This is a genomic window from Bradyrhizobium sp. BTAi1 (assembly GCF_000015165.1).
Lineage (GTDB): Bacteria > Pseudomonadota > Alphaproteobacteria > Rhizobiales > Xanthobacteraceae > Bradyrhizobium > Bradyrhizobium denitrificans.
Map to the genome: position 1 here is coordinate 4,572,226 of NC_009485.1, position 12,709 is coordinate 4,584,934.

The 12,709-nt window shown below is 64.3% G+C and carries 13 protein-coding genes; 2 read left to right on the plus strand and 11 right to left on the minus strand.

Going from position 1 to position 12,709, the window contains the following annotated elements; translation table 11 throughout:
• Positions 1 to 15 precede the first annotated feature (15 nt).
• The 6 genes from BBTA_RS20355 to cysK form a co-directional block, all read right to left on the minus strand.
• The gene (locus BBTA_RS20355; protein ID WP_012044395.1) at positions 16 to 1,818 is read right to left on the minus strand and encodes an ATP-binding protein; all 1,803 of its coding nucleotides are present in this window, start codon (positions 1,816 to 1,818) and stop codon (positions 16 to 18) included.
• Positions 1,819 to 1,833: 15 nt separating this feature from the next.
• Positions 1,834 to 3,363, minus strand: coding sequence for a circadian clock protein KaiC (gene kaiC / locus BBTA_RS20360; protein ID WP_012044396.1), 1,530 nt, complete (start codon positions 3,361 to 3,363; stop codon positions 1,834 to 1,836).
• The gene (locus tag BBTA_RS20365; protein WP_012044397.1) at positions 3,350 to 3,673 is read right to left on the minus strand and encodes a circadian clock KaiB family protein; all 324 of its coding nucleotides are present in this window, start codon (positions 3,671 to 3,673) and stop codon (positions 3,350 to 3,352) included. Before BBTA_RS20365 ends, kaiC begins: the two co-directional genes overlap by 14 nt.
• Complete coding sequence (locus tag BBTA_RS20370) at positions 3,670 to 4,509, minus strand: response regulator (protein WP_012044398.1); 840 nt, start codon at positions 4,507 to 4,509, stop codon at positions 3,670 to 3,672. The genes BBTA_RS20365 and BBTA_RS20370 overlap by 4 nt, the downstream gene beginning before the upstream one ends.
• A 419-nt stretch (positions 4,510 to 4,928) precedes the next feature.
• The gene (locus tag BBTA_RS20375; protein WP_012044399.1) at positions 4,929 to 5,168 is read right to left on the minus strand and encodes a BrnA antitoxin family protein; all 240 of its coding nucleotides are present in this window, start codon (positions 5,166 to 5,168) and stop codon (positions 4,929 to 4,931) included.
• Positions 5,169 to 5,170: 2 nt separating this feature from the next.
• Positions 5,171 to 6,139 (minus strand): cysteine synthase A, encoded by a 969-nt coding sequence (cysK, locus tag BBTA_RS20380; RefSeq protein ID WP_012044400.1) that lies wholly within the window; start codon positions 6,137 to 6,139, stop codon positions 5,171 to 5,173.
• A gap of 302 nt (positions 6,140 to 6,441) precedes the next feature.
• Between cysK and BBTA_RS20385 the strand changes: the two genes are divergently transcribed.
• Entirely contained in the window at positions 6,442 to 6,660 is a 219-nt protein-coding gene (locus tag BBTA_RS20385; RefSeq protein WP_012044401.1) for a hypothetical protein, read from the plus strand.
• Between the two features lie 74 nt (positions 6,661 to 6,734).
• Here the strand turns inward: BBTA_RS20385 and tgt are convergent, their stop codons facing one another.
• Positions 6,735 to 7,883: a tRNA guanosine(34) transglycosylase Tgt gene (tgt, locus tag BBTA_RS20390; protein WP_012044402.1), complete on the minus strand. Its 1,149-nt coding sequence runs from the start codon at positions 7,881 to 7,883 to the stop codon at positions 6,735 to 6,737.
• A 273-nt stretch (positions 7,884 to 8,156) separates the two neighbouring features.
• On the opposite strand from tgt, the gene BBTA_RS20400 reads away from it, so the two are divergent.
• The gene (locus BBTA_RS20400; RefSeq protein WP_012044404.1) at positions 8,157 to 9,182 is read left to right on the plus strand and encodes an aspartate-semialdehyde dehydrogenase; all 1,026 of its coding nucleotides are present in this window, start codon (positions 8,157 to 8,159) and stop codon (positions 9,180 to 9,182) included.
• A gap of 214 nt (positions 9,183 to 9,396) precedes the next feature.
• Here BBTA_RS20400 and queA read toward each other — a convergent pair whose 3' ends face one another.
• From queA to coaD, 4 genes are all read right to left on the minus strand, one after another.
• On the minus strand, positions 9,397 to 10,491 hold the full coding sequence (gene queA, locus BBTA_RS20405; RefSeq protein ID WP_012044405.1) for a tRNA preQ1(34) S-adenosylmethionine ribosyltransferase-isomerase QueA: 1,095 nt from the start codon (positions 10,489 to 10,491) through the stop codon (positions 9,397 to 9,399).
• 133 nt (positions 10,492 to 10,624) lie between these two features.
• On the minus strand, positions 10,625 to 11,089 hold the full coding sequence (locus BBTA_RS20410) for a peptidylprolyl isomerase (RefSeq protein ID WP_012044406.1): 465 nt from the start codon (positions 11,087 to 11,089) through the stop codon (positions 10,625 to 10,627).
• Positions 11,090 to 11,351: 262 nt separating this feature from the next.
• Positions 11,352 to 11,915 carry a peptidylprolyl isomerase gene (locus BBTA_RS20415; protein ID WP_012044407.1) on the minus strand — a complete coding sequence of 188 codons (564 nt, stop codon included), beginning with the start codon at positions 11,913 to 11,915 and terminating at the stop codon, positions 11,352 to 11,354.
• A 68-nt stretch (positions 11,916 to 11,983) separates the two neighbouring features.
• Complete coding sequence (gene coaD, locus BBTA_RS20420; protein ID WP_012044408.1) at positions 11,984 to 12,478, minus strand: pantetheine-phosphate adenylyltransferase; 495 nt, start codon at positions 12,476 to 12,478, stop codon at positions 11,984 to 11,986.
• Between the last annotated feature and the right edge of the window lie 231 nt (positions 12,479 to 12,709).

The window sequence follows — 12,709 nt, forward strand, 5'->3', positions numbered from 1 at the left end:
GCCCGGTCGGTCGGGTCAGCTGGCCTCGGCGCAACGTTTGCGTTCAATGGCGTCGCTGATAAAGGCCAGCAGGTCCTCGCGCTTGAACGGCTTCATGATCGTCCGCCGGCCGCCGATCCGGTGCTCTCCGGCATCAGCGATGATGGGATCGTTCGAGTAGCCTGTCATGAACAGCACCGGCAGATCAGGATGCGAAACGGCCAGTTGCCGGGCGAGTTCCGGCCCGCTGAGCCGCGGCATGACCACGTCGCTCAGGACCAGGTCCACCGCATCTGCATGCTCGCGAAGAAAGCGCAGCGCCTCTTCGCCATTGCTCGTGGACTGAACCGAATAGCCCGCCCGCGTGAGCATCGCCGCTGTTGCGCGCTGGGCGAGAGAATTGTCCTCGACCAGCAGGATCCGTTCGCCTCCCCTGGCTTGCTGAACGGGAGGAGCCGGCGCAGCCTCGGTCTGGATGGTCTCGTTCGCACGCGGCAATAGCACGATGAAGCTGGTCCCCTCGCCGATCGCACTCCGCACAGCAATGCTGCCGCCCGCCTGCTTCACGATGCCGTAGCAGGTCGCAAGTCCGAGTCCGGTGCCGCCGCCGCGGACCTTGGTCGTGAAAAACGGATCAAAGATGCGATCCAGATCATCGGGAGGAATCCCGGTGCCGGTGTCGCTCACCGTCATCATGACATAGTCGCCCGGCTCCATGCCCTCGTCGCCGCACTGGATCGTCCTGTTGGCCAACCTGATCGTCAGCTGCCCGCCCGAGGGCATCGCATCGCGGGCGTTGAGAGCGAGGTTCATGATCAGTTGCTCGACCTGCACCCGATCCGCGATCACGGGCCAGCTCTGCTCTTCGACATCGATGCTGATCTCGATATTGCTGGGCAGCAGCCGGCGAAACATCTTCTGCAGATCCGCCAGAGTGGCGCCGAGATCGAGCAAGGTCGGGGTCGCCGGCTGCTTGCGCGAGAAAGCCAGCAGCTGCCGCGTCAGATCGCGGCCTCGTTCAATCGCCTTGATGAGCTCCATGACATCCGGCAACCGCGGATCGTCGCCGAGACATTCCTCACGCAGCATTTCGGCATAGATCATCATCACGACGAGAAGGTTGTTGAAGTCGTGGGCGATCCCGCCTGCGAGCACCCCGACCGCCTCCATCTTCTGAGACTGCCGAAGCTCCTCGTTTAGCCGCTTCTGCTCGGTCACGTCCTGAATGAGAAGAAGCTGCGCCGGCGCCCCCTCCCATTCGCATCGCGACACGCGCAGCTCGCAGCGCCGGACGTCCTTACCGCGATAGACCTCGATCTCCGAAACCGCGCCTTCGCTGACCGCGAAGCTGACGCGTTCGCCGATGAAGTCGTCGCGCGCCTTTCCGAACAGCTCATGGGCCGCCCGGTTGACGAAGGCGACCTCGTTGTCCTGATTGGTGACGATCAACGCGTCCGGCACGGCCTCGAGCAACTGGCCGAAGTGACGATGACTTTCCGCCGACAACGCGCGCGTCGCGGGCGCGCCAAGCGGCAGTCTGAGGCGGGCCTGTCCGGCACCGTCGTGCCCGTCCGCGGACTGGTTGAAGAGCACGACGGGGCTCGCGGAAGCCAGCGCGTACAGTTCCTCCGGGAAGGCGGCAGCGACCTGCGAGGACGCCAGGTTCATCAGGATGGTGTCGTAGGAGGCTGTTTCGAGCCTGCGGCGCGCCTCCGCGATCGTCGATGCCCGGCTCAGGTCGAACTCGGCTTTGTCGCCGCCTTCACTTCCTCCCGCCGCGAGCAGGGGCGCCGCGGCCTCGCCGCCGATCACCAGCACTCGGTAGGTTGATGCGTCCATGTCGGATGTCCCTGCCTAGAGCTCGCTTTGCGATCCGCCAAACATCTCGGCAAGATGGTCGCGCTCGCGTGCAAACATGTAGGTGGGAGCCCCCGTCAGAATTCCGTGCACGTCGCGGAAGGTGGAGACCAGATGCATGCCGTGACCGTCAATGACATACTCGCGGATGTCCTTGTCGTGCTGCGTGCCGCGCATCTTCAGGATCGCCAGGCCACGCCGCATCACGCCATAGAGCTCGACGTAGCGCAGCAGCACGATCATGTCGGTGATGGTGGAGATATGGGTCTCGGTGATCGACGCGCCGCCCATCAGCATCGATGTCGTGTTGGTGAAAAGCCCGGTGATCCCGACCTTCTTGATATGACTCGTCAGCGCAATGACGAATTCTCGATAGGATTTCGGCGTGCCCGCGCGCTCGAAGGCCGACAGGCTGTCGACCGCAATCCGGCTCGGCTGGAACTCGTTGATCTCCCGCTGGATGTAGAGCAGGTGATCCTCCAGGCCCATGGTCTCGGGGTATCTGGCAATGATGCGGAGAAGACCCTCCTTCTCCGCTGAATCGAAATCGACGTTCCAATTCGACGCATTGCGGGTCAACTGTTCCCGGCTCTCCTCCGCCGCGATCAACAGCGCACGTTCCCCGCGCTCGATGGCGGCCCTCAGGTAATGCGTCACCATCAGCGTCTTGCCGGTGCCGGTGGCTCCGCTCACCAGAATGATGGAGTCGCGGTAGAAGCCACCGCCGCACATCTGATCGAGCTCGGGCACGCCGGAGGATACCCGGAGATCGCTCGAGCGCTGCTTCAGCTCGATGGCCGAGAGCGGAATAATCGTAACACCCTCGGCGTGGTCGACCGTAAACGGATACTCGCCCTTCTGATGCGTGGCGCCACGAAATTTCAGGATCTCGATGGTCCGCCTGCGCTTTTCCTGCTCGAGCCGGTTGCGCAGCACCAGGACGTTGTCGGCCACGAACTCCTCGACGCCGAAGCGCGCCAGCCCGCCATCCTCGTCGAGACGTTCCATCGTGATGATCGTGGTCACGCCAAGCAGCCGCAGCGCGCTGGCGATGCGGTGCAGTTCCCGGCGCACCACATTGGCGTCCGAGAACTGCGGAAACAGCGCGCCGACCGAATCCAGCACCACCCGCTTCGCATTGACCTTCCGGATCGCATTCTCGATCCGGACCATCAGCGCCGAGAGATCATAGGCGCCGGCCTCGACCATCTCCTCGCCCTGCTCCGGCGTGGCATCAACAATCGCGATCTGGCCGTTCCGGTTCAAGGATTCGAAGTCCCAGCCGAACGACGCGACGTTGCGCATCAGGTCCTCTGGAGCCTCCTCGAACGTGACACAGACGCCATGCTCGGCACAGGTCTGCACGCCCATGACGAGAAACTGCAGCGCGAGCACGGTCTTTCCGCTGCCGGCTGTGCCGGAGACCAGCGTGCTTCGATTCAGTGGCAGGCCACCGTTCGAAATCTGATCGAATCCGGCGATGCCGGTGCGCAATTTCTCAAGTTCGAAAGCCCTACTCGCGCTCATTCCCCGCCCCCTCCTCCTTTCCCATACGCCCCGCGGACGAATTCTGGAGGATCCCGAGCCCGAGCAGGACCTTCCTGGTGTCGCTGAGATCGCCGATGATCTTTCGCACCGGGCCGGGATGGCGCTTCACCAGCGTGGGTGTCGCGACGATCTTCTCGTCCTCGGCGATCTGCGGATGCTCCAGCACGTCGATGATGTCGATCTCGCAGGGGATGTTCAGCTCGTGCTGGCAGATCCTGCGGAGGTTTTCCATCGCGCGCAGCGAGTTCGATGTCTGACCTGTGATGAACAATCCGAGTTGCAGGGTCATGCCCTGTCTCCCGGTGCGATGCGGCGTCGATGCCCGAGCCGGTAATAGTCGACCAGCAGTCCCATCATCTCGAGCGCAAGCAGCCTGCCTTCGAACACCAGCGTGCTCGTCCGCTCGACGGTCGTCCCGCCGATCGCCCTCTCGAGCGCCACAACGTGAAGATCGAGGAGATCGCGCGGCCCGCCGCCTTCATCGCCAATCGATGTCGCAATCCTCTCCATCATGCGGAGCGGACGAGCATGAGGCTCACCGCTGGGGTCCAGGTATTCGCGAAACAGGTGCAGATATTGCTCCACGAGGTCACCGAAGGCCTCAGGCCTGCGCTCCCGGATCGACCCGTGTCCGGCCAGATGCGCCGAAACGCTGGTGACGCGGCCGGCCGAGGACAAGTCCCGATCATTGGCAAGCGAGCGCCTGTTGTCCTCGATACGATCCTTGCGGCGCCGAGCGGTCGCATAGATCATCGCGCGCCGCAGCGTCGAAGGTCCGGTCTCCGCTCCGGGCAGGTAATCACGAGCTCCAGCCCCAGCATAGGCCGCGGCGCTATCAGCATTGGCCGGTCCATTGACGACAATGATCGGGATATCCTGGCCAGCGGCTCTGAGCTTGCCGACATCCAAGACGCTGTGCGCGTCGGAATCGTCCACGTCCAACACCACCAGGTCGATGGGCTGGTGCGTCAAGATGGCTTGCGCTTCCGCAACTGTTGCAACAGTCACCAATTCGCAGCCATCCATCATCGAGGGGCCGGTGATCGCATCCCGCACCACCTGCCCGCTCGCTGGACCACTCTCGACGAGCAGCACACGAACCGGAAGCTCAGCTTCGGCGCTCATGAAACGCTCCCGGAGAGGCGTCGAAATCGCTCAGTCGGGACAATTAAGGCATTGCAGACGACCGCTGCAGAGGCTTGCTCTGAACAACATCGCCGCGTAGCCGGATGGAAACGCAAGAGACAATGGAAGAACACGTTCGACGACAGTAGATCAGGATCGAGGCGGTGAGAAGAAAAAGTTCCACCAAGACGTGTGCTGCGCCAATATATCGCTGCGATCATGCGACGGGGTGTCGCAAATGCCTCGCGTGATCTGCCGCCATGACCTTCGGCGGTCATCGGGGCGATCAGCCGCGCGGAAGCGGTCACATTGCCTCACCACTGACCTGTGACCGAAGGCGTGCAGAGCAGGCGCGGCCGCGACCGGCCGAGCCAGAGAGTCAGCCGTCCGACGCCTAAGCCGGGGACTTGGTTATCGCGCTACAGACCCGCGGCCTTGCGCAGGACGGCGTTGATGCGGTCCTGCCAGCCCGGGCCTTCGGATTGGAAGTGCTCCAGCACGTCCTGATCAATCCGCAAGGTCACCTGCTCGCGCACGCCGGGGACGGCCGCCTTCTTCGGCGGCGCCTCCACCGGCTTCGTGGTGACCTTCTTGAAAGCGGCTTCCGCCTCGGTGCGAGCGTCGGCCAGGGTCCGTGGACGCCGCGGCTGGTCGGCCATGATCAGATCCCTTCGAACAGCGCGGTCGACAGATAGCGCTCGGAGAACGACGGCACGATCGCCAGGATCGTCTTGCCGGCATTCTCCGGCCGCTTGCCGAGTTCGATCGCCGCCGCGATCGCGGCGCCCGAGGAGATGCCGCCGGGGATGCCCTCATTGCGGGCCAGCGCACGCGAGGTCTCGATCGCGGTCGTGCTGTTGATCTTGACGATCTCATCGATCACCGAGCGATCGAGAATATCAGGCACGAAGCCGGCGCCGATGCCCTGGATCTTGTGCGGCGAGTGCTGACCGCCGGACAGCACCGGGCTCTCCTCCGGCTCGACGGCGACCACTTTCAGGCCCGGCTTGCGCGATTTCAGCACCTGGCCAACGCCGGTGATGGTGCCGCCGGTGCCAACACCGGCGACGAACACGTCGATGTTGCCTGCGGTGTCGTTCCAGATCTCCTCGGCCGTGGTGCGGCGGTGGATCTCCGGATTGGCGAGGTTCTTGAACTGCTGCGGCATCACCGAGTTCGGTGTGGTTCGCAACAGCTCTTCCGCGGCGGCGATTGCGCCCTTCATGCCCTGTGCCGCCGGGGTCAGCACGATCTCCGCGCCGAGGAAGGCCAGCATCTTGCGCCGCTCGATCGACATCGATTCCGGCATCACCAGCTTCAGCTTGTAACCGCGCGCTGCCGCGACAAAGGCCAGCGCAATGCCCGTATTGCCGGAGGTCGGCTCGATCAGCACCGTATCCGGCTTGATCACGCCAGCCTGCTCCATGGCCAGGATCATGCCGACGCCGATGCGGTCCTTCACGCTGGCGGCTGGATTGAAATATTCCAATTTGGCGAGAATCGTCGCTTTGACTCCGTGCTGCTCCGGCAGCTTTCGCAGCCGCACAATCGGCGTGTTGCCGAAGGCATCGACAATTGAGTCAAATACACGTCCACGCCCGGGACGCGGCGTTGCGGCTGCTGTTTCCATGATCTCACCCCTCGCGCACTCCGGCGCAACTGCGACACTCTTCCACGTCCGTTCATCTTCGACGAGGCTGCTGCACTGCGCAAGCACGTTTCCACGATGGCCTGATCGTCGCGACGCACAACAACTTGTTGTTAAATTTCGCCAAACCAACGCATTTGTGTTGCGACACAGTCAAACAAATCAGTCTATAGTCGAAGTCAGACGGAGATGCCGGTTGTAACTTTGAGCCTCGTTTCGTGCCTGAACTGCAATCTATTTGCGCCTGCAAAGTTCGACAAGAAAAGATCGCCCAGGAGGTCACTATGTCAGCACTTGCTGATCTCGTGTCGACCGCAACGCCCCGCCCCGATCCTCGCGGCTGCGATCTGCCGACATGTCCAGTCTGCGCCGATTCCATGATTGCTGCCGAGGCCTCGGCCTATCTGGCCGACAATGCGATCAGCTACCTTTGGACCTGCGACACCTGCGGCTATGGCTTCGTGACCAAGCACGCGGTAAAAAGCCGGTTCGCCTGCAACTGAAAATCCCGGCGGCGTGCCACGCAGCTTGGTGACGTACGCCGAAGCGCGTTGCGGCCTTGCAGAAGGCCGCGCAACTAGATCCGTGCAATGTCGCCGCGCGTCCAATCCGCCTTGGTGCGCGCGTAGAAATCCGCGAACTGGCCCTGCGCGATCGCCGCGCGCATTCCGGCCATCAGCAGCTGGAAATAGGCGATGTTGATCTCCGACAGCAGCGTCGCGCCGAGCGCCTCGCCGGCCTTGATCAGATGGTGCAGATAGGCGCGCGAATAGCTGCGCGCCGGCGGCCACGGGCTTTCCTCATCGAGAGGACGCGGATCATCGGCGTGGCGCGCATTGCGCAGATTGACCGGTCCGAAGCGCGTGAAGGCGACGCCATGCCGGCCGTTGCGGGTCGGCAGCACGCAGTCGAACATGTCGATACCGCGCTTCACCGACTCCAGCAGATCATCCGGCGTGCCGACACCCATCAGATAACGCGGGCGGTCACCGGGCAGCGCCGGCACGGTCGCCTCGATCATCTCCAGCATGACCGCCTGCGGCTCGCCGACCGCGAGACCGCCGATCGCATAGCCATGGAAGCCGATGTCGACCAGCGCCGCGGCGCTCGCCACGCGCAGCGCGGGCACATCTCCGCCCTGCACGATGCCGAACAGCATATAGCCATCCGGCGCGCTCTCGAAGGCACGACGGCAGCGCTCCGCCCAGCGCAGCGACAGCCGCATCGCGCGCTCGATATCAGCAGGCTCGGCCGGCAGCCGCACGCATTCGTCGAGCTGCATCGCGATGTCCGAGTTGAGCAGCCGCTGCACCTCGATGGCGCGCTCCGGCGACAATTCGATCTTGGCGCCGTCGATATGCGAGCGGAACGTCACCGCCTGCTCCGTGACCTTGCGCAGGGCCGACAGCGACATGACCTGGAAGCCGCCGGAATCGGTCAGCATCGGTCCGCCCCAGCCGGTAAAGCGCTGCAGGCCGCCGAGCGCAGCAATGCGCTCGGCCGTGGGACGCAGCATCAGATGATAGGTGTTGCCGAGCACGATGTCGGCGCCGGCGTCGCGCACGTCGCGCCAGTGAATGCCCTTCATCGCGCCGGCCGTGCCGACGGGCATGAAGGCGGGAGTCCGGACCACGCCATGCGGCGTGGTCAGCCGGCCGGTGCGGGCCGCGCCATCCGTGCCGAGAAGTTCGAAATGATTGGGGAGTTCGGTGCCGGGGGAGCTCATGGCCGGCTTATTGCGTCAGGACGGCCCCGGATTCAACCGCGATCGGCACAAGTTCGGCCCCTCGCGGCCGTTGACGGCGGTGCCTCACGCCCCTATGGTCCCCCGCCATGTCGACCTCGACCAAACGCACGACGAAAACCACCAAGCCCTTGCGGGCCTCGGGAGGCGTGCGCGCGTAATCGACCTCGATCGCGACCATCTTCGAACCGAAGCCCCGCCTGATGAAGGTCCGGGGCTTTTTTATTGCCTAAATTTCAACCGGAGACCTGAGACGTGCCCCACGATCCCACCATTGCCATTGTCGGCGTCACCGGCGCGGTCGGCGCCGAGTTCATCGCCACCCTGGACCGCCGCAACGTCCGCGTCGGCAAGCTGAAGGCGCTGGCGAGCGCCCGCTCGGCCGGCCAGACCGTGAGCTTCCGGGGCCAGAGCATCGTGATCGAGGAGCTCAATGAGCGCTCATTCGAGGGCGTCGACATTGCGCTGTTCTCGGCCGGCAGCGGCATCTCCAAGAAGTTTGCCCCGATCGCCGTGCGCTCCGGCGCCGTCGTGGTCGACAATTCGTCCGCCTTCCGCATGGACCCGAACGTGCCGCTGGTGATCCCCGAGATCAACGCCCGCCGCATCCGCGACCACAAGGGCATCATCGCCAATCCGAACTGCGCCGCCATCACCGCGCTGGTGCCGCTGTGGCCGATCCACCAGAAGAACCGCATCAAGCGCGTGATCATCTCGACCTACCAGGCCGCCAGCGGCGCCGGTGCGGCCGCGATGGACGAGCTGGTGCAATCGACCCGCGCGAACCTCAACGGCCAAGTCTATGCGCCCAAGGTGATGCCGCACCCGTTCGCCTTCAATCTGTTCAGCCACAACACCGCGATTGATCCGGAGACGGGCTACAACGACGAAGAGACGAAGGTCATCAACGAGACCCGCAAGATCTTCGAGGATGAGGGGATCGCGATCGGCGTCACCTGCGTCCGCGTGCCGGTGCTGCGCGCCCATTGCGAGTCGATCACCTTCGAATGCGAGAAGCCGATCTCGGAGGATGAGGTCCGCCGCATCCTCGCCACCGCGCCAGGCGTGCGCATCGTCGACGATCGCGCCAACAACTACTTCCCGATGCCGGTCGACGCGTCAGGCCAGGACGACGTGCTGGTCGGCCGCATCCGCAAGGATCTGTCCGATCCGTCCGGCCATTCGATCGCGATGTTCGTCGCCGCCGATCAGCTGCTGAAGGGCGCCGCGCTCAACGCCGTGCAGATCGCCGAGTTGTTGCCGGAGCGGGTGATGGCTTAGCCATCTCCACGCGTCATTGCGAGGAGCCGAAGGCGACGAAGCAATCCAGGACTCCCGCCGCAGCGGCAGCCTGGATTGCTTCGCTGCGCCGCTGCGCTCGCAATGACGTGGTGAGAGCACGGCCTGCCATGAGCGACGCAACGTGGAGAGCCGCGCGAAATGACGACACCCGGATGTCACGATCGCCAATGCCTTTGCGCCAGCGGGCTATCAGCTACGGCTCGACGATGCGCTCGTCCGGCTGGCGAAACAACAAACACGCATCGCCATACGAATAGAACCGATAGCCGCTTCGAATCGCATGCGCATAGGCCGCCTGCATCGTCTCCAGGCCGGCGAAGGCCGAGACCAGCATGAACAGCGTCGAACGCGGCAGATGAAAATTGGTCATCAGGATGTCGACGGCGCGGAAGCGATAGCCGGGCGTGATGAAGATCGAGGTCTCCGCCTCGAACGGCGCGATGGTGCCGTCCGGCAACGCCGCGCTCTCCAACAGCCGCATCGACGTGGTGCCGACGGCGACGATGCGGCCGCCTTTGGCCCGGGCCTCGTTCAGCGCGGCGGCCGTCTCGGCCGAGAGGCTGCCCCACTCCGCATGCATGCGGTGGCCCTCGGTGTCCTCGACCTTCACGGGGAGGAACGTCCCGGCCCCGACATGCAAGGTGACCCGCTGCAACCCGACGCCGCGGGCGCGCAGCCGCTGCTCCAGCGCCGGGGTGAAGTGCAGCCCGGCCGTCGGCGCGGCCACCGCGCCCTCCTTGGCCGCGAACATGGTCTGATAGTCCGCCGCATCCTGCTCATCAGCGGGCCGCTTGCCGGCGATGTAGGGCGGCAGCGGCGGCCGTCCGAGATCGGCGATGGCCTGGTCGAGCGCCGGGCCATGGAAGACAAAGGAGAGCGTCACCTCGCCCTCTTCGCCCTTGGCCTCGACGGTCGCGTCGAGATGGCCGAGCAGGCAGACCTTGCCCTCATGACCGAAACGGATCGTATCGCCAGGGGCGAGCTTCTTCGCAGGACGGACCAGCGCCTGCCAGCGCGAGCCGTCGAGCCGCTTGATCAAGGTCGCCTCGATCTTCGCCTCGGTCTCGCGGCTGACGCGGCGGCCTGAGAGCTGGGCTGCGATCACCTTGGTGTCGTTGACCACGAGCTGATCGCCCGGCTCCAGCCAGTCCGGCAGATCCGCGACAATGCGATCGCGCAGCACGCCATCGCCCTGCACCACCAGCATGCGCGCGGCCTCACGCGGGCTCGCCGGCCGCAGCGCGATGTTCTCAGGGGGAAGATGGAAATCGAACAGGTCGGTGCGCATCGTCGTCCTGGAACGACAATCGGGATCCTCATCCTGAGGCGCGCGTAGCGCGTCTCGAAGGATGAGGCCCCGATGTCGGCCTCATGGTTCGAGACGCGTGCTGCGCACGCTCCTCACCATGAGGGTCTCTATTTTAAGCCGCGTCGGCGGCCATATACGCCTTCACGATCTTGTCCGGGTTCTGCACCGGCTCGCCGCGCTTGATCTTGTCGACGTTGTCCATGCCCTCGGTGACCTTGCCCCAGACCGTGTACTGCTTGTCCAGGAAGCGGGCGTCGTCGAAGCAGATGAAGAACTGGCTGTCGCCCGAATCCGGGTTGGCGGCGCGGGCCATCGAGGCGGTGCCGCGGACGTGCGGCTCGGCGTTGAATTCGGCCTTCAGCTTCTTGCCTGAGCCGCCCATGCCGGTGCCCTGCGGACAGCCGGTCTGCGCCATGAAGCCGTCGATGACGCGGTGGAAAACGATGCCGTCATAGAAGCCCTCGCGGACGAGCTCCTTGATGCGCGCGACATGGCCGGGCGCGAGATCGGGGCGCATCTCGATGGTGACGGGGCCCTGGGTGGTTTCGAGGATCAAGGTATTTTCGGTCACAGCCATGCTGGTCTCTCGTTCGCTAGGGATGAATCGGGGTCAGGACGGGCATCCTGGGTCTGAAATGTCGAGCTTCCAATGTGCGGCCGTCACCCCTTCTGACGGCGAGCCGGGGACGACGGGCCCGGGCGATGCAGGCGCAGGATAAACCGATCCGGCTTAAAGCTGAAGCCGCCGGTCCTGTCGATGCAACGGGCGGCGCGTGGCAAAGGGTTCCTTAAAGGAAGGGGAACCCGGGCCTGGGCCCGGGTGCCCTGCTCTCGCCGGCCTACTTGATATCGGAGGCGACCTGCACCTTCACCATCTTGTCCGGGTCGGTGACGGCTCCGCCGGCCGAGCCCGGAGGCGCTTTCTTGAGCTTGTCGACGACATCCATGCCCTGCACGACCTCACCGATCACGGTGTACTGGCCGTTCAGGAACGACGCGTCGCCGAAGCAGATGAAGAACTGCGAATTGGCTGAATCGTTGCTGTCGCCGCGCCGCGCCATGCCGACGGTGCCGCGCTTGAACGGCGTCTGGGAGAACTCCTGCTTCAGGTTCGGATATTTCGAGCCGCCGGTGCCATTGAAGTTCTGGCCATCGCCGGTCTGGGCCATGAAGCCGTCCATCACGCGGTGGAACGGCACGTTGTTGTAGAAGCCCTCACGCGCCAGCGTCTTCAGCCGCTCGGCATGCTGCGGCGCCAGATCGGTGCGCAGCTTGATGATGATGCGGCCTTTGGTGGTGTCGATGACCAGCGCATTCTGCTTGTCGAGACCAGCCGGCAATGATTGCGCCAGCGCTGGCAACGCGAAGACGAGAGCAACAACGAAAGCAAGAGCTCGGATCATGGCAACTCCGATGAGATGTGAGGCTGTAAAGAGACCGGCACCGCGCCGAGCGGCCAGCGCCCGACGGATCAGTTGAATTTGGCCTTCAGGCTGGCGGCGACGGCGGCCGGAACGAAGTGAGACACGTCGCCGCCCATGGCGGCGATCTGGCGCACCAGCGTCGCCGCGATCGGGCGGACAGCCACCGAGGCCGGGACGAACACGGTCTGAATTCCCGGTACCATGGTCTGGTTCATGCCGGCCAATTGCATCTCATAGTCGAAGTCGGTGCCGTCGCGCAGGCCCCGGATCATCATGATCGCACCCGCCTTTTGCGCGGCGGTGACGGTGAGATCGTCATAGGTGGAGGCTTCGAAGCCACAACCGGCCGCCGCAGCCACCGGCTCCAACACCTCATGGACCATAGCCAGCCGCTCCTCGGTCGAGAACAGCGGCTTCTTGCCGTGATGCACGCCGACCGCGACGATCAACCGGTCACAGAGATGGACGGCCTGCCGGACCACGTCGAGATGGCCGTTGGTGACAGGGTCGAACGACCCCGGATAGAGCGCGATGCGTTGCATGTGCCCGTCCTATACCGGCCGGAACAGGCCGGCAAGCTGGCCGTCATGCCCGATGGCGGAGCTGTGATGCCGACCGGCGACTGCAGCAAAAGAGATCGGCCCCCTGAGTCCGGGTCCTGATTGTTTCGTCGGAACAGCCGCCACGAAACAGTTCCGTGCTCCCACGAAACCTTTTTTTTGCGGCGGCGAAGATCTTCCGAAACCCGAGATGGTTAACAAGACATCAACGAA